Genomic DNA, 23,012 nt, shown 5'->3' with positions numbered 1-23,012 from the left:
GTACATCTCAATATCCTTGTAGTGCCTCAAATTGAAGAAAAAAATCTATTTTTTTGCTATAATGAAGGTTATGATTGAAAAAGTTTTTCGTGATCCGGTTCATAACTACGTTCATGTGGACCATGAACTTATCTACAAACTAATTAACAGCAAAGAATTTCAACGACTGCGCCGCATCAAGCAATTGGGAACCACTTCCTATACCTTCCATGGTGGTGAGCACAGCCGTTTTTCCCACTGTCTCGGTGCCTACGAAATTGCCAGACGGATTACCCAAAAATTTGAAGACAAGTATGCCGAACTCTGGGACCCGTCTGATTCTATCCTGACCATGGTGGCTGCTCTCTTGCATGATGTGGGCCACGGGGCTTATTCCCACACTTTTGAGCGCCTTTTTGATACCGACCATGAGGAAATGACCTGCGCCATCATTAGCAGTCCAGAAACAGAAATAAACAGCATTCTGAGGCAGGTATCCCCTGATTTTCCAGATAAAGTAGCCAGTGTTATCAACCATACCTATCCCAATAAACAGGTGGTCCAGCTGATTTCCAGCCAGATTGATGTGGACAGAATGGACTACCTCCTGCGGGATTCCTACTTCACAGGAACCAACTATGGGGAATTCGATTTGACCCGCATTCTCCGAGTTATTCGTCCGACTGAAAATGGCATTGCCTTTAAGGAGTCGGGGATGCATGCGGTGGAAGACTATGTCCTCAGCCGTTACCAGATGTATATGCAGGTCTACTTCCACCCAGCTAGCCGCTCTATGGAAGTCCTGCTGCAAAACCTGCTCAACCGTGCTAAATTACTCTATACTAGCGAGCAGGATTTCTTTGCCAGAACCTCACCACGACTGCTGCCATTTTTCGAACATCGCATTACCCTAGCAGACTACTTGTCCTTGGACGACGGGGTTATGAATACCTACTTCCAGTCTTGGATTGACGGACCAGACCGCATTTTGTCGGACCTGGCCCAGCGCTATATCAATCGTAAGGTCTTCAAGTCCATTACCTTTAAGGCCGAGCAAGAGGCTCAATTAGACTCTCTTCGCAGCCTGGTGGCCGATGTAGGCTTTGACCCCGAATACTATACAGCTATCCACCATAATTTTGACCTACCTTACGATATCTACAGGCCCAATGCCGAGAAAAAACGGACACAGATTGAGATCCACCGCAAGGATGAGATTTTGGTAGAACTGTCTGCCCTCTCTCCTATCGTCGCTGCCCTATCTGGAACCATTCATGGCGACAGCCGTTTCTATTTCCCCAAGGAAATGCTGGATGAGTCTGGGATTTTCTCCCAGCAAACAGCGGCATTTATCAGCCATGTTCACAATGATCAATTTGTAATTGGAGACCAACATGACCATTAAACTAGTTGCTATCGACATCGACGGCACCCTCTTAAACAGCCAACACGAAATCACACCTGAGGTCTTCCAGGCTATTCAGGATGCTAAAAAAGCAGGTGTCAAAATTGTTATTGCCACAGGACGACCTATTTCTGGTGTCCGTGCAATCCTAGACCAGCTCAACCTGACAGAGGCTGGTGATTATGTAATCACCTTCAACGGTGGCTTAGTCCAGGATGCAGCTACCGGCGAGGATATTGTCAAAGACACGCTTTCATACGATGATTATTTGGATATTGAACTGGCTGCCCGCAAGCTAAACTTGCCTATGCATGCTAGCACCAAGGAAGGCATGTACACTGCTAACCGCAATATCGGCAAGTACACTGTCTATGAGGCCATGTTGGTGAGCTCGCCGGTCTTTTATAGAACCTCAGAGGAAATGGTGGGCAAGGAAATCATCAAATGCATGATGGTCGATGAGGCTGAAGTACTAGATGCTGCTATTCCACAACTACCTAGCAACCTGACAGATAAGTACAATGTCGCAAAATCAGCCCCATTTTACTTAGAAATCACACCTAAGACAGTCAATAAGGGCCAGGCCATTATTCAGCTGGCTGCTAAATTAGGCCTGACTATGGATCAGACCATGGCAATCGGCGACCAGGAAAACGACCGTTCTATGCTAGAGGTGGTTGGCAGTCCTGTTGTCATGGAAAATGGCAACTCCGAATTGAAAAAAATCGCCAAGTACATTACCAAATCAAATGACGAATCGGGCGTTGCCTACGCCCTTAGAGAGTGGGTATTAGACTAATGTTTACATATAAAATCGGTATCTCCGCCGAGGAACACGACCAATTTGTAAAAATCCATGAACAGGTCAACCTCCTGCAAAGCAGCTCCTGGGCAAAGATTAAGGACAACTGGGGGAATGAGCGGATTGGCTTTTATAAAGATAATCAGCAAATTGCATCTGCAAGTATCCTCATAAAGCCATTACCACTTGGCTTTACCATGCTCTACATCCCTCGTGGGCCTGTTATGGACTACTCAAACCAAGACTTGGTTCAATTTGTCCTTGCTTCTCTAAAAAAATTCGGAAAAACCAAGCGAGCCCTCTTCATTAAATTTGACCCAGCCCTTCTACTCAAACAGTACAAAATTGGGCAAGAAGTTGAAGAAAACCCTACAACCCTTTCTCAGCTAGCCATTCTCCAGAAGGCAGGAGCTGAATGGACAGGACGGACTCAGGATATGGCACAAAGTATCCAACCCCGCTTCCAAGCCAATGTCTATACCAGTAAGGATTTGCTTCAAGAATTCCCTAAACATACCAAGCGCTTGATGAAGGATGCTCTAAATCGAGGTGTTACAACCCACCGCGGAGGATTAGAAGATATTCAAGCCTTTGCAGATGTTGTCGCTTTAACAGAAGATAGAAAAGGAGTTGCACTTCGTAACCACGATTATTTCCAAAAAATGATGACCGTTTACGGAAAGGATGCTTATTTGCATCTAGCAACCGTTAACCTACCTAAACGTTTGGCAGAATACAAAGAGCAGTTAGCTCAGATTGAAAAGGATTTATCAGAAACAGCGGAACACCAGAAGAAACGTCTGACCAAGCTGAGTCAACAACAAGCCTCGATTAGCAAATACATCGCAGAATTTGAAGAGTATGTTAACAAGTACCCAGATGAACTTATTATCGCTGGAATCCTCTCCATCCGCTTTGGAAATGTGATGGAAATGCTCTATGCTGGTATGAACGACGAATTCAAAAAATTCTATCCCCAATATTCGCTTTATCCTCAAGTATTTGAAGATGCCTACCAAGATGGCATTATCTGGGCAAATATGGGCGGTGTCGAAGGCAGCCTCGATGACGGTTTGACTAAATTTAAGTCCAACTTTGCACCAACAATTGAAGAGTACATCGGTGAATTCAATATTCCAGTAAATCCTCTACTCTATCGTTTGTCCAACTTCGCCTATAACCTACGAAAACAATTAAGGAACCGACACTAATGCAGCTAATTGAACTGACCTTAGCAGATTTCCAGAAACATGCCAAGCAAGTCGCCCAGCGATCATTCATGCAGACGGAGGAAATGGCTGAGCTACTAAGAAGACGAGGCATGGATGTTCGCTTTATCGGCCTGACCAAGCAAGATCAAATTCTCGTATCTGCGGTTATCTATGCTATTCCAATGACCGGTGGTCTCCATTTGGAAATTAATTCTGGACCTGTTTGCCAAGACCCAGCACATTTGCGCCACTTCTACCGCTTGCTCAAAACCTATGCCAAAGAACGCGGTGCTTTGCAAGTCTTAATCAAACCCTATGACAGCTATCAAACCTTTGACAGTGATGGAAAGGCTACTGGACCTGAACAGCAAGATCGAATCAAGGATTTAACCGACAACGGATTCTTACATGACGGACTTTTGACAGGTTATCCAGGAGGGGAACCAGACTGGCACTATGTAAAAGACCTGTCAACCTTGACCCAAGATAGCTTGTTTGCATCCTTTAGTAAGAAAGGAAAAACACTCGTCAAGAAAACCAATAGTTTTGGACTAAAGATTCGTGAATTGGACAGAGACCAACTGGAACGATTCAAAGCCATCACTTCTGCCACCTCAGAAAGAAGAGAATATCCAGATAAATCTCTAGACTATTACCAAGACTTTTTCGATGCCTTTGGCGAAAAAGCTGCCTTCACTATGGCCAGCATTAACTTTCGCGTCTATCTCCAACACTTGGAAAATAACCAAAAGCAGGTCCAACAAAAATTGGATGCCATCCAAGAAGAACTAGATAAGAATTCAAATTCTAGAAAAAAACAAAACGAGCACCGCGAGTTGACCAGCCAGGTAATGAGCTTTGAAACCCGCAAAGAAGAAGCCTTGAAATGGATTGACCAGTATGGCGAAGCTGATATCGATCTAGCAGCCAGCCTTTTCGTCTATACCGACCATGAACTTGTCTATCTCTTCAGCGGTTCACTGACAGAATTCAATGCTTTTTATGCCCCTGTTGCCCTTCAAGAATTCGCTATGCGAAAAGCCCTAGATAAAAATATCCCTTTCTACAACCTTTTAGGCATTCGTGGAGAATTTGATGGCTCCGATGGCGTTCTCCGTTTCAAACAAAACTTTAATGGGACAATCGTACGAAAAATGGGAACCTTTCGTTACTACCCACATCCTATAAAATATAAACTCATTCGCTCCTTAAAAACTATTTTAGGCAGAAAATAAAGGAAAACTATGACATTAAGAGTAATCACTGAACAAGAATTTCAAGCCCACATTGATCAAGCAAAATCCCAACTTTTTGAGCAATCTCCAGAAATGGCCAGCCTGTTAAAAAAGCGGGGCTATGAAGTGACCATCCTAGGTTATGAAGTAGAAGGAGATTTGAAAGTATCCGCTATCTTATTTAGCACTCCAATTGCTGGTGGACTCCATATGGAACTTCACAATGGACCTATTTGTACTGATGAAACCTATCTTCAGGATTTTTATAAAGAGTTACAACACTTCGCAAAAAAAATGCAGGCTATTGAACTCAAGGTAAAACCCTACCAGTCCCTACAGGAATTTGATACCAATGGCAATCCAACTACGGACATCAATCATACCATCATTGACGAATTAACCTCGATTGGTTACCACCATCAAGGTTTACATGTCGGCTATTCTACGGGGGATTGGTACTACATCAAAGATCTGACCGGTCTGACTCAAGAAAATCTATTTCAATCTTTTAGTAAAAAAGGGAAGCCACTTATTAAGAAAGCTAAAACATTTGGCATCTCCATTCGTAAGTTAGAGCGGGATCAATTGGCACTTTTCCAAAAAATAACGGTTGCAACTTCCGATAGACGAGATTTTAATGACAAACCGTTAGAATATTATGAGTACCTATATGATAGTTTCGGTGATAAGGCAGAGTTTCTTATCGCTAGCTTGAATTTCAAGAACTATTTAGACAATTTGGCTCGAGAACAAGAGGGGCTATCAGGCAAGATCGATCAACTCCAAGCTAACTTGCTCCAAAATCCGACTTCAGAAAAAAAGCAAAATCAATTACGCGAACTCAAGAGTCAGTATGAAACATTTGAAATCCGTAAAGAAGAAGCACGAAACATGATAGAAAAATATGGTCAACAAGATGTCCCACTTTGTGCAAGCCTTTTTGTCTACCTAAAAAAGGAAGCCTACTATCTCAATAGTGGTTCCTATCCTGAATTTAATAAATTCTATGCGCCAGCAATACTTCAAGAACATGTAATGCTTGAAGCGATTAAGCGCGGATGCCAATCCTATAACTTCTTAGGAATAAGTGGACAGTTTGATGGAAGCGATGGGGTGCTACGATTTAAGCAGAATTTTAACGGCTATATTAAACGTACACCCGGCGTATTCATGTACTATCCAAATCCACTTAAGCACAGTCTAATTCAAGTTGTCAAGAAAATTACAGGTCGATATTGATAAATCTAGGAGGACTCCTATGACTTTAGAACTAATAACTGATGAATTGTTCCAGGAACATATCAAAAAAGCAAACCGTCAATTTTACGAACAATCACCCCAAATGGCGGCTCATTTACGGAAAAGGGGATATAGGGTACAAATTCTTGCCTACGTAGTCAAAAAGGAGATACAGATTTCTGCGATTGTGTACAGTCAGCCAATTGCAGGTGGCTATCGAATGGAGCTACACAATGGTCCCATAGTAACCGACAGCGCCTACTTGCTCGATTTTTTTAAACAACTCCAGGATTTTGCAAAAACAAACAATGTGATTGAATTGGTTGTCAAACCCTATATTCCATATCAATACTTTGCCAGCCAAGGTACACCAACTTCTGAACCAAATGATCTCTTCATCGAACAACTGACTAGCATTGGTTACACACACTCGGGATTACAGAAAGGATTTGATAGTGGGGATTGGTATTATCTCAAGGACCTTTCACAACTTGATTCTAAAACTCTGCTGCGTTCCTTTAACAAAAATGGTCAACAGCTAGTCAAAAAAGCTAGAGGGATGGGCATTCAAATCGAAAAGTTAACGAGAAATCAATTAAAACATTTTAAAGCAATTACAACTGAAACTGCCGAACGAAATGGCTTCTTAGACAAGGATTTAGAGTATTACTACTGCTTTTTTGATGCCTTTGGAGAAGATGCCTCGTTCCTAAGCGCTACAATCGATTTTCAATCATACCTCAACTCATTACTGAAGGAAAAGACCGACTATGAGTAACTACAAAACCAAATAGTATCTACTTATGGTGCAAGTCCAGCCGGTAAAAAACAAAAAAGCAAACTAGCTAGTATTCACGAGCAACTTCGGAAAATCGAAGAAACTATTGAAGAGGTCAATCGAATCATTGAGAAACATGGTCAAGGTGAAATAACACTAGCAGTAGGGCTCTTCGCTTATCTCGACAAGGAAGCCTACTATCTACATAGTGGATCATCTCCTGAATTTTGTCATTTTCCTGCACCTTCCCTTTTACAAGAATTTGTCATGTTGGAAGCCATTAAACGTGGTTGCCAAACGTATAATTTTCTTTGTTTTAGTGGCCTATTTGACGGAAAAGACGGCGTCCTTCGCTTTAAACAGAATTTTAATGGCTATATCATGAGAACTCCTGGCGTTTTTACCTACCTTCCAAGACCTTATAAGTATCAGTTCTATCAATTGATCAAAAAATTTTTGCGACGCTCGTAACTTCTTAGTAGAAAAAATTGAGAAACACATGAAACAAACACAAAATCAGCTTACACAAAAAGATCAAATGCTACGTGGAACATTTTGGTCCACTATCAGTGATTTCATCAGTAGATTACTTGGAGCACTTTATATTATTCCATGGTATTATTGGATGGGCCAATTTGCAAATGAAGCCAATGCCCTCTTTTCTATGGGTTATAATATTTATGCAACCATCCTACTTTTTTCAACATCTGGTATCAATGTCGCCCTTTCTAAACAAATTGCACGCTACAGCGTACAGAATCAAACCGAAACAATTGCAGCATTGATAAATGGCTTTTTGAAACTAATGGTTGTCTCTGGCCTCTTCTTTTCCACCTTGATGTACTTCACTTCTCCACTATTATCTGAAGGTATGGGACTCGGGCACGATTTAGTTCCAATTCTCCATAGTCTATGCCTTTCAGTCCTTGTATTCCCAGCAATGTCAACGATTCGTGGGATATTTCAGGGCTATGCCAATTTGAAACCAAATGCACTTAGTCAAATTTGGGAACAAATTATTCGCGTCATCTGGATGTTACTGACCACATATATGATTATGCAAGTGGGCAATGGAGACTATAAAGTTGCAGTTATGCAATCAACATTGGCAGCATTTATTGGTATGGTCGCCAGTGTTATTGTATTGCTTTATTTCCTAAAAAAAGAAGGACTTTTTCACCTTCTAAAAAAACCAAAAACGTCCACATTGGAAATTAATGTTACATCTTTAGTAATTGAAACCTTTAAAGAAGCTATTCCATTTATCATTATCGGATCTGCTATCCAAGCCTACCAGTTGATTGATCAAATGACCTATATACGAGTGATGGAATCCGTAACAAACTTTGATGTCAAACGGTTATTGGTTCTCTACTCCTATATGTCGGCCAATCCCAATAAAATTGTCATGATTTTAATTTCAATTGTCAATTCAATAGGTGGTATTAGCATTCCACTTTTAACGGCTAATTTCTTGAAAAAAGATCACGAAGCTTCTGCTAGTTTATTGCAACACAATATAAAATTGATGAATCTATTCATCATTCCAGCTCTTACTGGTGCCCTGCTCCTTTCAAATGAGATTTATACGATTTTCTATTCCCAACCTGAATCGATCGCCCTGCAATTATTCAACCATGCACTAATTCAGACATTATTCTTATCTGTATATGGACTTTTATCACCAACTCTATTAGCATTTTTCGAAGGCAAACGAGCGATTAGTTACTTCCTTATTAGTATCATCGTAAAACTTATTTTACAGATTCCATTCATCTACCTATTTCATTCAAATGGTCCCCTTGCAGCTACTAGTTTGGCTTCCTTAACCGCCATCATTCTTATGTATCGCCGTATCCACCAGTTGGTGGGACTTGATCAAAGCCGACTCATAAAGCACCTTATCCAAGTTCTATTTGCCACAATCCTAATGGGAACACTTGTCTTCCTTGGAAGAATTGGTTTGGATGTATTCCTAATCGGTACTGGAAAACTGACCATGTTGATTAAACTAGTGCTCTTATCTGGTATTGGTGTTCTTACTTACGGCTACCTAACTCTAAGATCACAGATTCTTGATGATATTCTTGGGACGAAGGCAAATTCTCTACGAAGAAAATTCAATATTACACCCAAATAATAAAAATAGGATTTCCAACCATCACGTCGTAGGAAATCCTATTTTTTATTTAATTAAAAATTTAATAATGCCAAGAAGCTTTCAGCTTCAAGTGATGCACCACCAACGAGGGCACCGTCAACGTCTGGGCAAGCCATGTATTCAGCAACGTTTGATGGGTTTACAGAACCACCGTATTGAACGCGAACCTTGTCTGCAACTTCTTGACCGAAGTCAGCTGCAACAACATCACGAACAGCCTTACACATTTTTTGTGCATCTTCTGAAGTAGCTGATTTACCAGTACCGATAGCCCAGATTGGTTCATAAGCAATAACTAGTGAAGCTACTTGCTCTGCTGAAAGGTCTTTAAGTGCTGCTGAAACTTGAGCACCTACGAATTCTACTGCTTTACCAGCTTCGTAAGTTTCAAGTGACTCACCGCAGCAGATGATTGGCGTCAAACCATTGCGGAAGATAGCGTGCGCTTTCTTGTTGATATCTTCATCTGTCTCGTGGAAGTAATCACGACGCTCAGAGTGACCGATGACAACATAGTTAACACCCATTTCAGCCAATACTTTTGGAGATGTTTCACCAGTGAAGGCACCTGCATCTTCAAAGTAACAGTTTTGCGCAGCAACTTTGAGTTCAGAATCCTTAGCGAACCACAAAAGAGCGTTCAAATCAACAGCTGGAGCTGCGATAGCTGCTTCGATTTTATCGCCAGCAGGCAATTTACCTGCAATCGCCTCAACGAAAGCTTGTGCTTCTTGAGGATTTTTGTTCATTTTCCAGTTACCGGCAATGATTGGTTTACGTGACATTTCACATACCTCTTCTATTTTTATTGTACAAGGTTCATTATATCACAAAGTCATGGAAGATTAAAGCATTTCATACCTTTTATGAAAGCATACAGAAAAACTCCCTGCCAGAGACAGAGAGTTTACAATTAAGTTGTCTGACTATAATTGTTATATCTGGGAACTCAATCGAATTAAGCTTCGATTGCTGTAACCATACCTGAACCAACAGTACGTCCACCTTCACGGATAGAGAAAGTAGTACCTTGTTCAACGGCGATTGGGTGGATCAATTCAACGTCGATAGTTACGTTATCACCAGGCATTACCATTTCAGTACCTTCTGGCAATTTGATTGAACCAGTTACGTCAGTTGTACGGAAGTAGAACTGTGGACGGTAGTTGTCGAAGAATGGAGTATGACGTCCACCTTCTTCTTTAGTAAGGATGTAAACCTCACCAAGGAATTTAGTGTGTGGGTTGATAGAACCTGGTTTAGAGATAACTTGACCACGTTCGATTTCGTCACGTTGAACACCACGAAGAAGTACACCAACGTTATCGCCGGCAAGACCTTCGTCAAGCTGTTTACGGAACATTTCAACGCCAGTAACAACTGCTTTAGTAGTTTCTTCTTTAAGACCTACGATTTCGATTTCGTCGTTGACACGAACTGTACCACGGTCAATACGACCTGAAGCTACTGTACCACGACCAGTGATTGAGAATACGTCCTCGACTGGAAGAAGCAATGGCTTGTCAGTATCGCGTTCTGGTTCTGGAATATAAGAGTCAACTGTAGCCATCAATTCCATGATGATGTCTTCGTATTTAGTATCACCTTCAAGGGCTTTAAGAGCTGAACCTTGGATAACTGGAAGATCGTCACCTGGGAAGTCGTATTCTGACAGGAGGTCACGGATTTCCATTTCAACCAACTCAAGCAATTCTTCATCGTCAACAAGGTCAATCTTGTTCATGAAGACGATAAGGTGTTTAACACCTACCTGACGAGAAAGAAGGATGTGCTCACGAGTTTGTGGCATTGGACCGTCTGTTGAAGCTACTACAAGGATCGCACCGTCCATCTGAGCGGCACCAGTGATCATGTTTTTAACGTAGTCCGCGTGTCCTGGAGCGTCGATGTGAGCATAGTGACGTTTTTCAGTTTCATACTCAACGTGTGCAGTGTTGATAGTGATACCGCGCTCGCGCTCTTCTGGAGCAGCATCGATAGACGCATAGTCTTTAGGTTGGTTAACTGATGAAGGCAAGCGACGTGCCAATACAGTTGTGATAGCTGCAGTCAAAGTAGTTTTACCGTGGTCAACGTGTCCAATTGTACCAATGTTAACGTGGGGTTTACTACGATCGTATTTTTCTTTTGCCATTTTGGTAAAAGCCTCCAATAAAATATATTTTATAGATAGACAGTAGGCAATACGGTCTAACTTTACCTTACTATTCTACCAAAATGTCGCAGAAATGCAAGCATTTTCTATTTTTTTTGTGATTTATTCCATGTAGAGCTGATAATAGGGCTGATTTTGGATGGAAGCACCGATGCTCGAAGCATAAATCCAGTCCTTGCCCTCCAACTGAGCAAAGTCCTCTGCTTTGCCCGTTAGGATAATGCCTGCGAACTCCAGCTGGTCAATCTCTTCTTGATTGGTGAAGTCTGTATCGCCAAACTTGACGACAAAGGCCTGCAAGTCATTCACTGGTATGTTTAAATACTCCGCCCTTTCCCAATCTCCTGTTTCTAAGAACTCTTTCATAAAGTCCATACCTGTCATATAGTCCTCTGGCATAGCTGAAAAGACCAGTTGAATATCCTCTGGCTCTAATCCCAATAACTGCTCTGGACGATAGTAATAGGTACTCTGCTTTCCTTCTGTCCCTATCCAATACCAATTTTGCTTGAGGTTGCTTGGGACCATGTTCCTTATCTCTGCCAAGTTATACTTCTTATCAAAAGTAATTGCCACTTCTACAAGCTGACCGCTCATATCTCTTAGATAGGCTAATTCATTGGCAATTTCTGACTTACTCCATACGATCTCATTTCGATTGTAAAAGACGGGTACCTTGGTATTGGTTGTATGATCATATAGGTATTTAAAACTATTTCCTGGTAAGTGTTGAGCAAAATCATAATGGCTGTCAAAAAGGTCATAGTAGATTTCATGTTGCCCAAAAGCCATTGGAACACCGTCTAAATCCTTATACAAATCGAAGTAGAGCTTCCCTGATACATAACTGGTGCTTTGAATTTTAATGCCATCATGGTTTATATTTGGATAGGCGATTTCCATTAACAGCGTTTATTCCCATACCTCACGACCTTCTCGTGCACCAACGATAATTTTTACAGTTTGAACGCCAATAAGCATTAAGATGAAACCGATGAGCGATGATAGCCCTATTGTCTTCCATAAATTCTTCCGCTTACTCTTCTTTGTCACTTCTTCAAAAGTCTTCATAGTCATACCCTCTCTCTTCTAGTATTTTCCTCAACTGCTTGCGTCCGCAGTAAAGGATAATTTTCACCCAACTTTGACCAGTCCCTAAGATATGGGCAACTTCTTTGACACTCATATCTTGAAAATAATAGAGGTCAATCACTTGCCGGTATTTTTCTGGCAAGTCCGCAACTGCTTGATAGAGTTCCTCATAACCTCCTTGGTCATAGACCAAAAGGTCTTCTCTTCTAAAAAACTCCTTTTGTAGAATTTCATAGTAGCGCTTATCTCGCCTGTATTTGTCAATGTAAGCTCGGACAGCCGATCGGTAAAGCCAGGCTCTTAGTTTTTCGAAAGGAAGGACAAGCTCTGCTTCTAAAATTTTCACAAGTATATCCTGTGCGATGTCCTGACTATCTGCAAAGTTGGCGCCAGATTTTTGTAGATAGTAGGAAATCTCCCCAGCAATACCAATGACTTCTTTTTCATAATCATCTAGTTTGATACTGCTCCCCTCCCTTCACTAATATAACGAATGAATCTGCAATCGGTTACACAACTTTTCTATATCCATTATACATTTTTTGACAAGCAAAAAACAACCTCCGCAGAAGTTGTTTTCGTCTCTTATCCTGAATTTCGGAGGCCTGTCGCCACACCGTTGATGGTGATGTGAATCAGGCTTTCCTGCTCCTTGCTGAGCTCCCCGCGACGGAGGCGGTTAATTAGCTCGATTTGAATATAGTTAAGAATATTGAAGTAAGGCATGCGGTAGTCCAGACTGGCCTTGAGGAAAGGCAGTTCGTCTAGCAACTCTTCATGTTGCTCAATAGACAAAATCATGTCTTTAGTCAGCTGCCACTCATCTAAAATGGCATGGAAGATACTGCGAACCTCCTCTGTCTCGCACATTTTGGCGTATTCAAAGGCGATGTTCATGTTGGACTTGGATAAGACCATGTCTACATTTGACAAGAGTGAACGGAAGAAAGGCCAGCTCTCGTACATTTTTTGTAGTTTAGCTAGGTTTTCAGGCGCCTTGTCAATATAGCGTTTGAAACTAGAACCAACACCATACCAGCCTGGCAGCATGACACGGTTTTGTGACCAAGAGAATACCCAAGGAATAGCACGGAGCCCACCGATTTCGGTAATGGTCTTACGGGCTGCTGGACGAGAACCGATATTCAAACTGGAAATCTCACGGATTGGCGTCGCGGCAAAGAAGTAATCGTAGAAATGAGGATTATTGAAGACCAGGTCGCGGTAAATAGTATAGCTATCCGCCACAATCTCATCCATGGTTTCACGGTAGCCACCAATTTCATCCGGATCCGTGATCATCTGCGTTACCATACGATCCAGCGTTGCAGACACCAGCATTTCCAAATTGTAGTAAGCTGCGTCCTTGTTACCATATTTATTACCAATCACCTCGCCCTGTTCGGTCAAACGGATACGGTCTTTGATAGAACCGAATGGCTGGGAGGTAATGGCATCATATGATGGACCACCACCACGACCAACCGTACCACCGCGGCCATGGAAGAAGGTAATCTTGACACCATTTTCTTGACCGATTTGGGTCAATTCATTCTGGGCCTTGTAGAGGGTCCAGCCTGATGACAGATAACCACCGTCTTTATTGGAATCCGAATAGCCCAACATGATTTCCTGGTAATATTTATTGCCAGCAATCCAGCGTTTGGCCAGGTCTAATTTCAGATAATCACGCATGGTAGCAGCAGCATTGTCCAAATCTTCAATGGTTTCAAAGAGTGGAACAATCTGAACACGGGCCTTGTCGACATCAACCAGACCAACCTCCTTGAGCAAGACTGCCAATTCTAGCAAGTCTGATACGCTCTCTGAGTGGGAAATGATGTGCTGTTTGATGACCTCTTCACCTAGCTTATCCTTGAGTTCACGCGCTGTAGCAAAGATTGCCAACTCTTTTTCCAACTGCTCTGACTTGGCTACATGGGTTGCTGACAGGATGCGTGGGTCTGTTTCCAATTGTTTGAGGAGCACATGGCACTTAGCCTCTTCTGACAGGCTTGAATAATCTTCAACGATCCGTGCAGATGCTAGGAGCTCTGCGACACTTGCTTCTAAGATAGATGAATCCTGGCGCATGTCGATGCTGGCCAAGTAGAAGCCGAAGGCTTCAATCGCTTCTAAAAGCTCTGTCAAATCTCCCTTAATCAGTGCCGCTGCTTTATTTTCTTTCAGGGATTTCTTAATAGCTAGCAGGTCAGACTTGAAAGCAGCAACATCTTCATAGCGGTCATCAGCTGGTTTGTTGTGCACGAGGTAATCACGCGTGTTTGCCAACTTCATCTGGATATAATGGAAGGCACGGCGGTAGGGTTCGTTTTCACGATAGACAGACTGATCCTGTGACAAATCAGCCAATTGCTGAACTGCCGGACTGACCTTGACAATAGTGGTCGACAGTGAGAAATTACGGTAGAGCTTGTAAAGCTGCTCATCGTAATAGTTCATAATCACTTGGCACTGGGTCAGGGCTGATAATTTCAAGGTTTCGGCCGTCACAAATGGGTTTCCGTCACGATCACCACCAATCCACATACCCATGGTAATAGGACGCGGATTATCCAACTCAATGCCCTTCGCGGCAGCCAGACGCTTGTACTCTCCTTGGAGCTTGGTCACTGCCTTAATAAAGGAGGAATTATAATACTCCATGACATTAGTAATTTCATTGGTAACCTTGAGTTTCTTCTCCCGCGTCATATCCGTCTGCATGATGATTTCGATATAAAGACGCAGTTGGTCTTCCCACTTGGTCCGGTTCATCAAGCCCAATTTGACATCGCGGTAACGACGGAGCAATTCGTGGATATGCTTGGTCAAATCCAGCATGGACTGGCGTTGAACCTGAGTTGGGTGGGCCGTCAAGACAGGAACGACATTGAGTTTTTCAAGGATTTCAGCCGCATCCTCATGTTTGGACACCATATCAATTGTTGTGGACATTTTTCCTAGATAGTCATGACCACTATTATTCTGATGGTTGATTTCATAGGCCAAGTCCACATCTTCAGAGATGTTAATCAAGAGAGGTAAGACAGCGAAATAGCGAGAAATCACAGCCAATTCGTCATTGTCTAACTGGCCGATAATATCAATCAAGGCCTGGTAATCATCCTCATGTGAGAGCTGAGAAAGCTCCAAAATCTTCTGAAAGGTCTCTGCAGACATCATCTGTCCAGCTACCTCTTCAAGGATAGTGGTTAGAATAGCGACTTCTTCCTTGATAGCATCCTTGTTGTTGTAGTTTTCTAACTTCTGAATTTTCATAGTTCTCCCTAACTTTCTGTTTTAGCCATGGTCTGCTCTATTTCCTCTTCCCAGAGCTCCCGTTTTTCATTTGCATCAATATTTAAAACAAAGGCAATTCCTATAGAAATAACTAACAAGCTATTCCCCCCTTGTGATAGGAAGGGGAAGGTCACTCCCGTAGCGGGAATCAAGCCGGAAATACCACCGACATTGACAAAGGTCTGAATCAGCATCATCCCTGCTACTCCCAAAGCCATCATGGAATTGAAGGGGCGTCTAGCCCGGATACCCACCACAATAATTCTCAATATCAAAAAGAATAAAAGGGCGAGAATCAGGGAGGATCCGACAAAGCCTAATTCTTCGATGACAATGGAAAAGACAAAGTCTGTATGAGCTTCTGGCAGATAGCCATTTTTCTCAATAGAATTTCCCAAGCCTCTACCCAGCCAACCGCCATTACTCATGGCGTAGTAAGAATTGGTCAGCTGCAAACCAGATTCTGTCGCGTTTTCAAAGGGATTGAAGTAGGCTGAGAAGCGACGGGCAATATAGCCAAAGACGGGAATTCGTGCCACCAAATCAACCCCTAAAATCCGAATGGATCCCAACAAAATGGTTGCTCCCAGGACCAAACCCAGCAGGACTGTTGAGAACCAGCGATAAGCCACACCACTGACCGTTACCATGACCAAAATAATCAAAACTACAATCGTAGCATTCCCCAAATCGGGTAGGCTGGCTACCAACCCCAGGAAAAACAGGCTGACAATCCGCCAATCATTAAAGGCCTTGGGTATCCAGCTTCCCTTAATCAAGGCCTGGTAATCATAGACCTGGATATCCCTTTGCATAGCGGAAAATCGTGCCGCCAGATACCAGACAATCAATAATTTCAAGTATTCCGCCGGCTGGAGACCGATGATTCCCCCCGGTCCCAAGCGAATCCAACCGTGGGCACCATTGACCGGATCAAAGAAACGCGACGCGACCAACATAGCTACTTCCAAGAGGAGAAAGAAGCGAATCAGCCCCCACTTCTTCAGGACTGTCAATTTCATCCGGTAGATGATAAACATGGCTACCAAACTCAGAATCCAGAAAAGTCCCTGGCTAATGACCATGCTAAAAGGATTTCCGCCCTTTTGTATTTGTAAGGCACTGGTTGTTGAATAGACAATAATCAAGCCAATCACTGAAAGAATCAGATAGGGCAAGAGAATAGAATAGTTTAGCAAATGCCGTTTATCAATCTTCATTGGTTCTCCTATAAAAATCAAGTTCTATGCTGTATATTATTTCTATTATAGCATAGTTTCGTCAAAAAACGAGAGAATAGCCAAGCAGATTCAAAAATAAGGAACATTATTCTGTTCACTCAATTTTAATAAAATATACCGGCCTATTTCTCTGCAAAATCAGGAATGTCAATTGACCATTTTCACAACTATAATTTGTTCTTCAAAGCATATAAAAAGCCAGAGGCAATCCTCTGACCTAGTTTGTTTAAGTGCTCTAGCTATTTGAGTTTATTGAAAGCTTTCAAGGTAGAATTCAACATCGTCGCCTTCTTGTAGAATTTGTTCTGCAGCACCTTTTTCTGCCAAGCTACCATTGACCTTATACATCCAGTAGGTATTGCTGGCTGGATCCTGACTTTTTCCGTCGATGACCGTAACCATGCCGTTTTCTTCCTCGATATCGTAGTACTCTTCCAGGACATCCATGACAGAATCACCAGCTTCAAATCGGACATTTTTGGTAGAAGTCTGACCATCAGTCGTAATCCTCAAAGTGGCCTCAAGTAGCTGACTGGTTTCCTCTATCTGACTGCTAGCTGTAGGCTGGTTGCTCGTTGTCGAACACCCTAGCAAAACCAAGGCAGATAGGACACTAACACAAATTCTTAGTAACCGTTTCATTTTATAAACCTCCGAAAAATCCCGTCAATAATTGGGTAAAATAAGGCAGTTGATACTGCATGGGCCACATCAAAACTCAAGCCATTTATCCAATAGACCCATGGATTGACCCCAAATTGTAGGGCTGACAGAAGACTAATGACCAATCCATATAGAAAAGTGACTACAGCAGCTAACAACATAGGTATGAGAACTGAATTCCAAGAGCTCAACCGCAGGCCGGACCATACCCATTTCCACACTAGCATGATAGCTGCAAAACTGAGAATCTGCCACAAAACAACTATCCCAAACCCCATATAAATAGCCGTCCCAACCATGGTCAAAGCCATGATGAGGAAAGCATCTGCCATGGGCAAAAAAAGGCTGGAGACTAAAAATATAGCTGTAATGGGCTTGATATTAGCAAAAGGAAAAAAGGCAAATCGAAGTGCTATGCAAAGGCTGGCTAAGATAGCAATTCTACTAATTTTCTGGGCAGTCATGCAACTCCTACTTCATTTTTAGGACCTGTATTCTCGTGCAAGAAACTTGTTGGACAAACTCGCAACGGAGAAAGGTTCCGTCCTCTAATGACAGGTTTTTATATTCATTAGTAGCTTACCCCAATAGCCAGGATATGTCAAGCGGATGAAAGTTAGCTATTTCCTGCATAAATGAGACTATTTTTTTTGATTTTTCCAGAGCTTTGAGTTAAAATAAAAAAGATGAGAAAAAGAATTAAACCTATCATTGTGATTGTTTTCTTTGCTCTATCCACTTCCTTGATTCTCCTGACTCGGACCATGGCTATCCAAGCTGAAAAACGGGCGACAGCAATTCAAGAAGCCCAAATAGAAAAAGAAGCAGAGAAAATCGCAAGCGAAAGCTCTACCTATGTCATAGAGAATGCTTTAGAAATGAAGCCAATCATTGACGTTTCCGCATGGCAACGACCTGAGGATATCGACTACGATACGCTCAGCGAACAGATTTCTGGAGCTATTATCCGGATTCAGAGTGGTTCCCATACAAAGAAAGAAAACTCTGCCACCGATAAAAATGGAATTGACAAGTCCTATAAGCAGCATATTGAAGAATTTCAAAAGCGGGGAGTTCCCATCGCTGTCTATGCTTATGTGACAGGAAATTCTATAGAGGCCATGAAAAAAGAAGCCCAATCCTTCTACAAGCTGTCTTCACCTTACAAGCCAACCTTCTATTGGATGGACGTTGAGGAAAAGACCATGGGCGATATGGATGCCGGCGTCGAGGCTTTCAGACAGGAGTTGGTAGACCTTGGTGCTAAAAATATTGGACTCTATATTGGAACCTACTTCATGGACGAGCATAGCATCTCAGTAGATAAGTTTGATGCCCTGTGGATTCCAACCTATGGGACGGACTCAGGTTACTACAATGCCGCTCCCAACACTGATTTGGCCTACGACCTTCACCAATATACTTCACGAGGTTACTTGAATGGCTTTAAATACCATCTGGACCTCAACCTCATCACTAGCTTAAAAGACCCTAACGAGGTCTATCAAAAGCTCTTTACCGTTCCTGAGTAACAACTAAATAATTCCACAAAGGAGTGCTTCGGCTGAGATCGCATCTGCGAAATCCTCGAACCTGATCTAGGTAAGACTAGCGTAGGGATTGTGTTTTATGGATATCATAAAAAGCCAAATCTCCTTTCATTGCAACCATAAAGGAGGTTTTTTATGTCCCATACTAAATTACGTACCCTGGCTGAAGTAGCCATCTTCTCTGCCATTGCCCTGGTCTTTGACAAACTGCCGCTCTTCACTATGCCCCAAGGTGGATCGGTTTCCTTGGTCATGCTGCCCATTCTCTTTCTGGCACTCAGACATGGCCTGGCTATCGGTGTGCTAGCAGGTGGAATTGTCGGTACCATCCAACTCTTCTACGGAGGCTACTTCCTCAATCTCTTCCAGGTCTTTCTGGATTACGCCCTATCCTATGCTGGAATTGGGTTGGCAGGGCTATTTACAAGACCTTTTAAAGCCAGTAAGACCAGCACAAGTGCAACCAGCTGGATTGGACTAGCCAGTCTACTTGGAGGCAACATTCGTTTCCTGGCCAACTTCCTGGCCGGAATCATCTTCTATGCTGACTACGCTACACCTGGTATGCCTGTCTGGCTCTACTCTCTTCAATACAATATCAGCTATATTCTGCCATCGACCCTGATTGCAGCAGGTCTGTTGATTATTCTCTACAAATCAAGACCTGCCTTCTTTAAGGTCAAATCATCCTAAGTCTGTCCGTTTTGGCAGGCTTTTTCGACGAAATTCGGTCTATGTGCTATAATGGGTCCATTACATAATTTTGGAGGAATTTATGTCATCTTGGATTTCAAGAATTATCAAGGGAATGATTATCGCCCTTGGATTTATTTTGCCCGGTGTTTCTGGTGGTGTATTGGCTGCGATTTTGGGCATCTATGAGCGGCTCATCGGCTTTTTAGCCAATATTCGCAAGGATTTTAAGGAAAATTTGCTCTATTTTATCCCTGTTGGAATCGGGGGGATTTTGGGTATTGCCCTCTTCTCCTTCCCGGTTGAATTCCTGCTCAAGCACTTCCAGGTACCCGTTCTCTGGGCCTTTGCCGGTGCCATTGTAGGAACCATTCCTAGCCTGCTCAAGGAATCTACTCAAAAGAGCCAGCGTGACAGCATTGACTGGATTTGGATGGTTGCAACCTTTATCGTCTCTGGTCTTTTGCTCTACAATTTGAACAGTTTGGTCGGAACCCTGCCAGCTAGCTTTGCTAGTTTTGTCTTGGCTGGTGCTCTGATTGCTCTGGGGATTTTGGTACCTGGGCTCAGCCCGTCTAATTTGCTTTTGATTTTAGGGATTTACGCGCCTATGCTCAATGGATTCAAGTCCATGGACCTGCTTGGCACTTTTCTGCCTATCGCTATCGGTGGGGCTCTAGCTATGGTGGCATTTTCTAAGTCCATGGACCATGCTCTCAAGGTCTACCACTCCCGCGTTTACCACTTTATCATCGGTATCGTCGCTTCATCCACCATTCTCATCCTTATCCCACAAGCTGGCAATGAGGAAGCCATTTCCTATGCTGGAGCTGGCATCGGAACCTGGCTTGCTGCCCTTGTCCTCTTTGTTCTTGGTGCCTGGCTAGGCCTATGGATGAGCAAACTCGAGGAAAAATACAAGTAGGAGGTCATCCTATGGCAAAGAAAGAAAAAATCAAGAAAACCTTGGTCGACCAGATTCTGGACAAGGCCAAAATTGCCCACGACAGTCTGGTCATCAATGCCCTTGAAGGCAAGGTACCTGAAGGTATCCAAATGGAACAAATCTACAAAACCCTGGCCCTAAAAGGCGATAAGACAGGGCCCATTATCGGAATTGTTCCCATTACCGAGCACCTGTCTGAGAAGAAATTGGCCAAGGTCTCTGGCAACAAGAAGGTCGCCATGATTCCACAAAAGGATCTGGAAAAGACGACCGGCTATGTCCACGGAGCCAACAACCCTGTCGGTATCCGGCAAAAGCACAATTTTCCTATCTACATAGACCAGTCAGCACTGGAAACGGGCTACATGATTGTCTCTGCTGGTGAAGTGGGCCGTTCCATCGGCATTGAGAGTCAGGTCCTGGCTGATTTTGTCAAGGCTAGTTTTTCCGATTTGACCGAGGGAGACTAGCATGAGGATTTACTTTATCCGCCACGGCAAGACCGAGTGAAATCTGGAAGGTCGATTTCAGGGTTATTCTGGCGACTCTGCCCTCCTGGCTCAATCCTATGAGGACTTGAAAAGAAACTGTTTACCAAGTCCGTCAACGTTTGGTCGATTTTGTCAAAAATCTGGAAGATTCCCAGCTGCCAACTGTTCTCATCGTGTCACATGGTTCAATATTAGTCGCTGGAATCATGACGCTGCTGGGCTATCCTGCCCACGAGGCTTGCTCTCGCGGTGGCTTGGACAATGCCTCCGTGACTATTCTTGAAACGTTTGATGTTGATCATTTTATGGAAATTTGCTGGAATGATACATCTTATAAACAGTAGAAAAATCTGCTGTTTTTTTGTTTCCCTGGCTATTTCCTGCTGATTTTTTAGGCTTTCTGTGATAAAATAAAAAGAACAGACTTTGGAGGAATGAAAATTTTATGTCTACTGAACATTTTGAAGAATTGAATGACCAACAGCTTGTCCGTCGTGAGAAAATGGCAGCTCTTGCAGAACAGGGCATTGACCCCTTCGGTAAGCGATTTGAACGCTCTGCTGATTCTGCTCAGTTGAAGGAACAATACGAAGACAAATCAAAAGAAGAATTGGAAGAGCTGGGTCAAACGGCTATTATCGCTGGTCGTATCATGACCAAACGCGGTAAGGGTAAGGCTGGCTTTGCCCATATCCAAGACCGTGAAGGGCAAATTCAAATTTATGTCCGTAAGGATGATGTTGGCGAAGAAAATTACGAAATCTTCAAAAAAGCTGACTTGGGTGACTTTGTCGGTGTTGAGGGCGACGTCTTCAAAACAAACGTGGGCGAATTGTCTATCCACGCTCGCAAGCTGACCCATCTGTCTAAGGCGCTCCGCCCATTGCCAGAAAAATTCCACGGTTTGACAGACATCGAAACCCGCTACCGCAAGCGTTATTTGGATTTGATTACAAACCGTGAGAGCTTTGACCGCTTTATCACGCGCTCAAAAATCATTTCTGAAATCCGCCGTTACCTGGACGGACTTGGTTTCTTGGAGGTGGAAACACCTGTCCTTCACAACGAAGCTGGTGGTGCTGCCGCTCGTCCATTCATCACCCACCATAATGCTCAAAACATTGACATGGTGCTTCGTATCGCGACCGAACTCCACCTCAAACGCTTGATTGTCGGCGGTATGGAACGCGTGTACGAAATCGGTCGTATCTTCCGCAACGAAGGGATGGATGCAACTCACAACCCTGAGTTTACTTCAATTGAGGTCTACCAGGCCTATGCTGACTACCAAGACATCATGGACTTGACCGAGGGCATCATCCAGCACGTGACCAAGGCTGTCAAGGGCGATGAGCCTGTCATTTACCAAGAAACAGAAATCAAGCTCAACGAGCCATTTAAACGTATCCACATGGTGGACGCAATCAAGGAACGGACTGGAGTTGACTTCTGGACGGACATGACCTTTGAAGAGGCAAAAGCTGTAGCAGCTGAGAAAAAGGTTCCTGTGGAAAAACACTATACTGAGGTTGGTCACATCATCAATGCCTTCTTTGAGGAATACGTGGAAGCTACTCTCATCCAGCCGACATTTGTCTACGGTCACCCCGTGGCAGTGTCCCCATTGGCTAAGAAAAATGACCTGGACCCACGTTTCACGGACCGCTTTGAGCTCTTCATCATGACCAAGGAATACGGAAATGCCTTTACAGAATTGAACGATCCAATCGACCAATTGGAACGCTTTGAAGCCCAAGCTAAAGCCAAAGAATTGGGTGATGACGAAGCGACAGGTGTGGACTACGACTATATCGAAGCCCTCGAATACGGTATGCCACCAACAGGTGGTCTAGGAATCGGTATCGACCGACTCTGCATGCTCTTGACAGATACTACTACTATTCGGGATGTACTTCTTTTCCCTACGATGAAGTAAGTTAGATATGAGTGCAGTTTTAGGGACTCATATCAATTCCAATCGTTCTCTTATTTCTCAGCGATTAGCTCCAATAGTCCACTGGACTATTGGACTCCCTAATATGAAATA

The 23,012-nt window shown here is 43.1% G+C and carries 20 protein-coding genes, 2 pseudogenes and 1 riboswitch; of the genes and pseudogenes, 13 read left to right on the top strand and 9 right to left on the bottom strand.

Annotation, left to right across the window (positions count from 1 at the left end; all coding sequences use genetic code 11):
* Nucleotides 1-70: 70 nt before the first annotated feature.
* The 7 genes and pseudogenes from AB1F57_RS03650 to AB1F57_RS03620 all read left to right on the top strand — a co-directional run bounded on the left by AB1F57_RS03650 (nucleotide 71) and on the right by AB1F57_RS03620 (nucleotide 8,789).
* Complete coding sequence (locus AB1F57_RS03650) at nucleotides 71-1,384, top strand: HD domain-containing protein (protein WP_167786010.1); 1,314 nt, start codon at nucleotides 71-73, stop codon at nucleotides 1,382-1,384.
* Entirely contained in the window at nucleotides 1,374-2,183 is an 810-nt protein-coding gene (gene yidA, locus AB1F57_RS03645; protein ID WP_105123098.1) for a sugar-phosphatase, read from the top strand. The genes AB1F57_RS03650 and yidA overlap by 11 nt, the downstream gene beginning before the upstream one ends.
* Nucleotides 2,183-3,397, top strand: coding sequence for an aminoacyltransferase (locus tag AB1F57_RS03640; protein WP_167786011.1), 1,215 nt, complete (start codon nucleotides 2,183-2,185; stop codon nucleotides 3,395-3,397). The genes yidA and AB1F57_RS03640 overlap by 1 nt, the downstream gene beginning before the upstream one ends.
* The gene (locus AB1F57_RS03635; protein ID WP_167786012.1) at nucleotides 3,397-4,632 is read left to right on the top strand and encodes an aminoacyltransferase; all 1,236 of its coding nucleotides are present in this window, start codon (nucleotides 3,397-3,399) and stop codon (nucleotides 4,630-4,632) included. Before AB1F57_RS03640 ends, AB1F57_RS03635 begins: the two co-directional genes overlap by 1 nt.
* Nucleotides 4,633-4,641: 9 nt before the next feature.
* Nucleotides 4,642-5,871 carry an aminoacyltransferase gene (locus AB1F57_RS03630; RefSeq protein ID WP_167786013.1) on the top strand — a complete coding sequence of 410 codons (1,230 nt, stop codon included), beginning with the start codon at nucleotides 4,642-4,644 and terminating at the stop codon, nucleotides 5,869-5,871.
* 19 nt (nucleotides 5,872-5,890) lie between these two features.
* A pseudogene (locus tag AB1F57_RS03625) lies at nucleotides 5,891-7,120 on the top strand (peptidoglycan bridge formation glycyltransferase FemA/FemB family protein).
* Nucleotides 7,121-7,148: 28 nt separating this feature from the next.
* A complete protein-coding gene (locus AB1F57_RS03620; RefSeq protein WP_167786015.1) occupies nucleotides 7,149-8,789 on the top strand; it encodes a polysaccharide biosynthesis protein in 1,641 nt (546 codons plus the stop codon).
* Between the two features lie 53 nt (nucleotides 8,790-8,842).
* On the opposite strand, the gene tpiA is transcribed toward AB1F57_RS03620, so the two are convergent.
* The 9 genes from tpiA to AB1F57_RS03575 form a co-directional block, all read right to left on the bottom strand.
* The gene (gene tpiA / locus AB1F57_RS03615) at nucleotides 8,843-9,595 is read right to left on the bottom strand and encodes a triose-phosphate isomerase (RefSeq protein ID WP_167786016.1); all 753 of its coding nucleotides are present in this window, start codon (nucleotides 9,593-9,595) and stop codon (nucleotides 8,843-8,845) included.
* A 173-nt stretch (nucleotides 9,596-9,768) separates the two neighbouring features.
* On the bottom strand, nucleotides 9,769-10,965 hold the full coding sequence (gene tuf, locus AB1F57_RS03610; protein ID WP_167786017.1) for an elongation factor Tu: 1,197 nt from the start codon (nucleotides 10,963-10,965) through the stop codon (nucleotides 9,769-9,771).
* A 123-nt stretch (nucleotides 10,966-11,088) separates the two neighbouring features.
* Entirely contained in the window at nucleotides 11,089-11,889 is an 801-nt protein-coding gene (locus tag AB1F57_RS03605) for an anti sigma factor C-terminal domain-containing protein (RefSeq protein WP_245169982.1), read from the bottom strand.
* A 9-nt stretch (nucleotides 11,890-11,898) separates the two neighbouring features.
* A complete protein-coding gene (locus tag AB1F57_RS03600) occupies nucleotides 11,899-12,057 on the bottom strand; it encodes a hypothetical protein (protein WP_245169983.1) in 159 nt (52 codons plus the stop codon).
* Nucleotides 12,044-12,541: an RNA polymerase sigma factor gene (locus AB1F57_RS03595; protein WP_167786093.1), complete on the bottom strand. Its 498-nt coding sequence runs from the start codon at nucleotides 12,539-12,541 to the stop codon at nucleotides 12,044-12,046. Before AB1F57_RS03595 ends, AB1F57_RS03600 begins: the two co-directional genes overlap by 14 nt.
* A gap of 122 nt (nucleotides 12,542-12,663) precedes the next feature.
* Complete coding sequence (ppc, locus tag AB1F57_RS03590; RefSeq protein ID WP_167786018.1) at nucleotides 12,664-15,360, bottom strand: phosphoenolpyruvate carboxylase; 2,697 nt, start codon at nucleotides 15,358-15,360, stop codon at nucleotides 12,664-12,666.
* Nucleotides 15,361-15,368: 8 nt separating this feature from the next.
* Nucleotides 15,369-16,601: an FtsW/RodA/SpoVE family cell cycle protein gene (locus AB1F57_RS03585; RefSeq protein WP_167786019.1), complete on the bottom strand. Its 1,233-nt coding sequence runs from the start codon at nucleotides 16,599-16,601 to the stop codon at nucleotides 15,369-15,371.
* A 270-nt stretch (nucleotides 16,602-16,871) separates the two neighbouring features.
* Complete coding sequence (locus AB1F57_RS03580) at nucleotides 16,872-17,264, bottom strand: DUF4430 domain-containing protein (protein ID WP_167786020.1); 393 nt, start codon at nucleotides 17,262-17,264, stop codon at nucleotides 16,872-16,874.
* Nucleotides 17,261-17,749: a hypothetical protein gene (locus AB1F57_RS03575; protein WP_105137152.1), complete on the bottom strand. Its 489-nt coding sequence runs from the start codon at nucleotides 17,747-17,749 to the stop codon at nucleotides 17,261-17,263. The genes AB1F57_RS03580 and AB1F57_RS03575 overlap by 4 nt, the downstream gene beginning before the upstream one ends.
* A 222-nt stretch (nucleotides 17,750-17,971) precedes the next feature.
* Between AB1F57_RS03575 and AB1F57_RS03570 the strand changes: the two genes are divergently transcribed.
* From AB1F57_RS03570 to lysS, 6 genes and pseudogenes are all read left to right on the top strand, one after another.
* Entirely contained in the window at nucleotides 17,972-18,817 is an 846-nt protein-coding gene (locus AB1F57_RS03570; protein WP_167786021.1) for a glycoside hydrolase family 25 protein, read from the top strand.
* A gap of 9 nt (nucleotides 18,818-18,826) precedes the next feature.
* A riboswitch (TPP riboswitch) is annotated at nucleotides 18,827-18,922 on the top strand.
* 48 nt (nucleotides 18,923-18,970) lie between these two features.
* Nucleotides 18,971-19,528 carry an energy-coupled thiamine transporter ThiT gene (gene thiT, locus AB1F57_RS03565; RefSeq protein ID WP_105138152.1) on the top strand — a complete coding sequence of 186 codons (558 nt, stop codon included), beginning with the start codon at nucleotides 18,971-18,973 and terminating at the stop codon, nucleotides 19,526-19,528.
* Between the two features lie 82 nt (nucleotides 19,529-19,610).
* Nucleotides 19,611-20,453, top strand: a complete 843-nt coding sequence (locus AB1F57_RS03560; protein ID WP_167786022.1) for a DUF368 domain-containing protein — start codon at nucleotides 19,611-19,613, stop codon at nucleotides 20,451-20,453.
* 11 nt (nucleotides 20,454-20,464) lie between these two features.
* Entirely contained in the window at nucleotides 20,465-20,944 is a 480-nt protein-coding gene (locus AB1F57_RS03555; RefSeq protein ID WP_167786023.1) for an aminoacyl-tRNA deacylase, read from the top strand.
* 43 nt (nucleotides 20,945-20,987) lie between these two features.
* A pseudogene (locus AB1F57_RS03550) lies at nucleotides 20,988-21,309 on the top strand (histidine phosphatase family protein).
* A 101-nt stretch (nucleotides 21,310-21,410) separates the two neighbouring features.
* Nucleotides 21,411-22,901 carry a lysine--tRNA ligase gene (lysS, locus tag AB1F57_RS03545; protein WP_167786024.1) on the top strand — a complete coding sequence of 497 codons (1,491 nt, stop codon included), beginning with the start codon at nucleotides 21,411-21,413 and terminating at the stop codon, nucleotides 22,899-22,901.
* The last annotated feature ends 111 nt before the right edge of the window (nucleotides 22,902-23,012 follow it).

The sequence above is a fragment of the Streptococcus nasisuis genome (assembly GCF_040836615.1).
Classification (GTDB): Bacteria; Bacillota; Bacilli; order Lactobacillales; family Streptococcaceae; genus Streptococcus; species Streptococcus suis_V.
This window is presented reverse-complemented; position numbering and strand designations above follow the sequence as displayed.

Bases quoted from the DNA above. Each gene is read 5' to 3' on its own strand.
- AB1F57_RS03650 (WP_167786010.1), top strand. From the start codon at position 71: ATGATTGAAAAAGTTTTTCGTGATCCGGTTCATAACTACGTTCATGTG.
- yidA (WP_105123098.1), top strand. From the start codon at position 1,374: ATGACCATTAAACTAGTTGCTATCGACATCGACGGCACCCTCTTAAAC.
- AB1F57_RS03640 (WP_167786011.1), top strand. From the start codon at position 2,183: ATGTTTACATATAAAATCGGTATCTCCGCCGAGGAACACGACCAATTT.
- AB1F57_RS03635 (WP_167786012.1), top strand. From the start codon at position 3,397: ATGCAGCTAATTGAACTGACCTTAGCAGATTTCCAGAAACATGCCAAG.
- AB1F57_RS03630 (WP_167786013.1), top strand. From the start codon at position 4,642: ATGACATTAAGAGTAATCACTGAACAAGAATTTCAAGCCCACATTGAT.
- AB1F57_RS03620 (WP_167786015.1), top strand. From the start codon at position 7,149: ATGAAACAAACACAAAATCAGCTTACACAAAAAGATCAAATGCTACGT.
- tpiA (WP_167786016.1), bottom strand. From the start codon at position 9,595: ATGTCACGTAAACCAATCATTGCCGGTAACTGGAAAATGAACAAAAAT.
- tuf (WP_167786017.1), bottom strand. From the start codon at position 10,965: ATGGCAAAAGAAAAATACGATCGTAGTAAACCCCACGTTAACATTGGT.
- AB1F57_RS03605 (WP_245169982.1), bottom strand. From the start codon at position 11,889: ATGGAAATCGCCTATCCAAATATAAACCATGATGGCATTAAAATTCAA.
- AB1F57_RS03600 (WP_245169983.1), bottom strand. From the start codon at position 12,057: ATGAAGACTTTTGAAGAAGTGACAAAGAAGAGTAAGCGGAAGAATTTA.
- ppc (WP_167786018.1), bottom strand. From the start codon at position 15,360: ATGAAAATTCAGAAGTTAGAAAACTACAACAACAAGGATGCTATCAAG.
- AB1F57_RS03585 (WP_167786019.1), bottom strand. From the start codon at position 16,601: ATGAAGATTGATAAACGGCATTTGCTAAACTATTCTATTCTCTTGCCC.
- AB1F57_RS03580 (WP_167786020.1), bottom strand. From the start codon at position 17,264: ATGAAACGGTTACTAAGAATTTGTGTTAGTGTCCTATCTGCCTTGGTT.
- AB1F57_RS03575 (WP_105137152.1), bottom strand. From the start codon at position 17,749: ATGACTGCCCAGAAAATTAGTAGAATTGCTATCTTAGCCAGCCTTTGC.
- AB1F57_RS03570 (WP_167786021.1), top strand. From the start codon at position 17,972: ATGAGAAAAAGAATTAAACCTATCATTGTGATTGTTTTCTTTGCTCTA.
- thiT (WP_105138152.1), top strand. From the start codon at position 18,971: ATGTCCCATACTAAATTACGTACCCTGGCTGAAGTAGCCATCTTCTCT.
- AB1F57_RS03560 (WP_167786022.1), top strand. From the start codon at position 19,611: ATGTCATCTTGGATTTCAAGAATTATCAAGGGAATGATTATCGCCCTT.
- AB1F57_RS03555 (WP_167786023.1), top strand. From the start codon at position 20,465: ATGGCAAAGAAAGAAAAAATCAAGAAAACCTTGGTCGACCAGATTCTG.
- lysS (WP_167786024.1), top strand. From the start codon at position 21,411: ATGTCTACTGAACATTTTGAAGAATTGAATGACCAACAGCTTGTCCGT.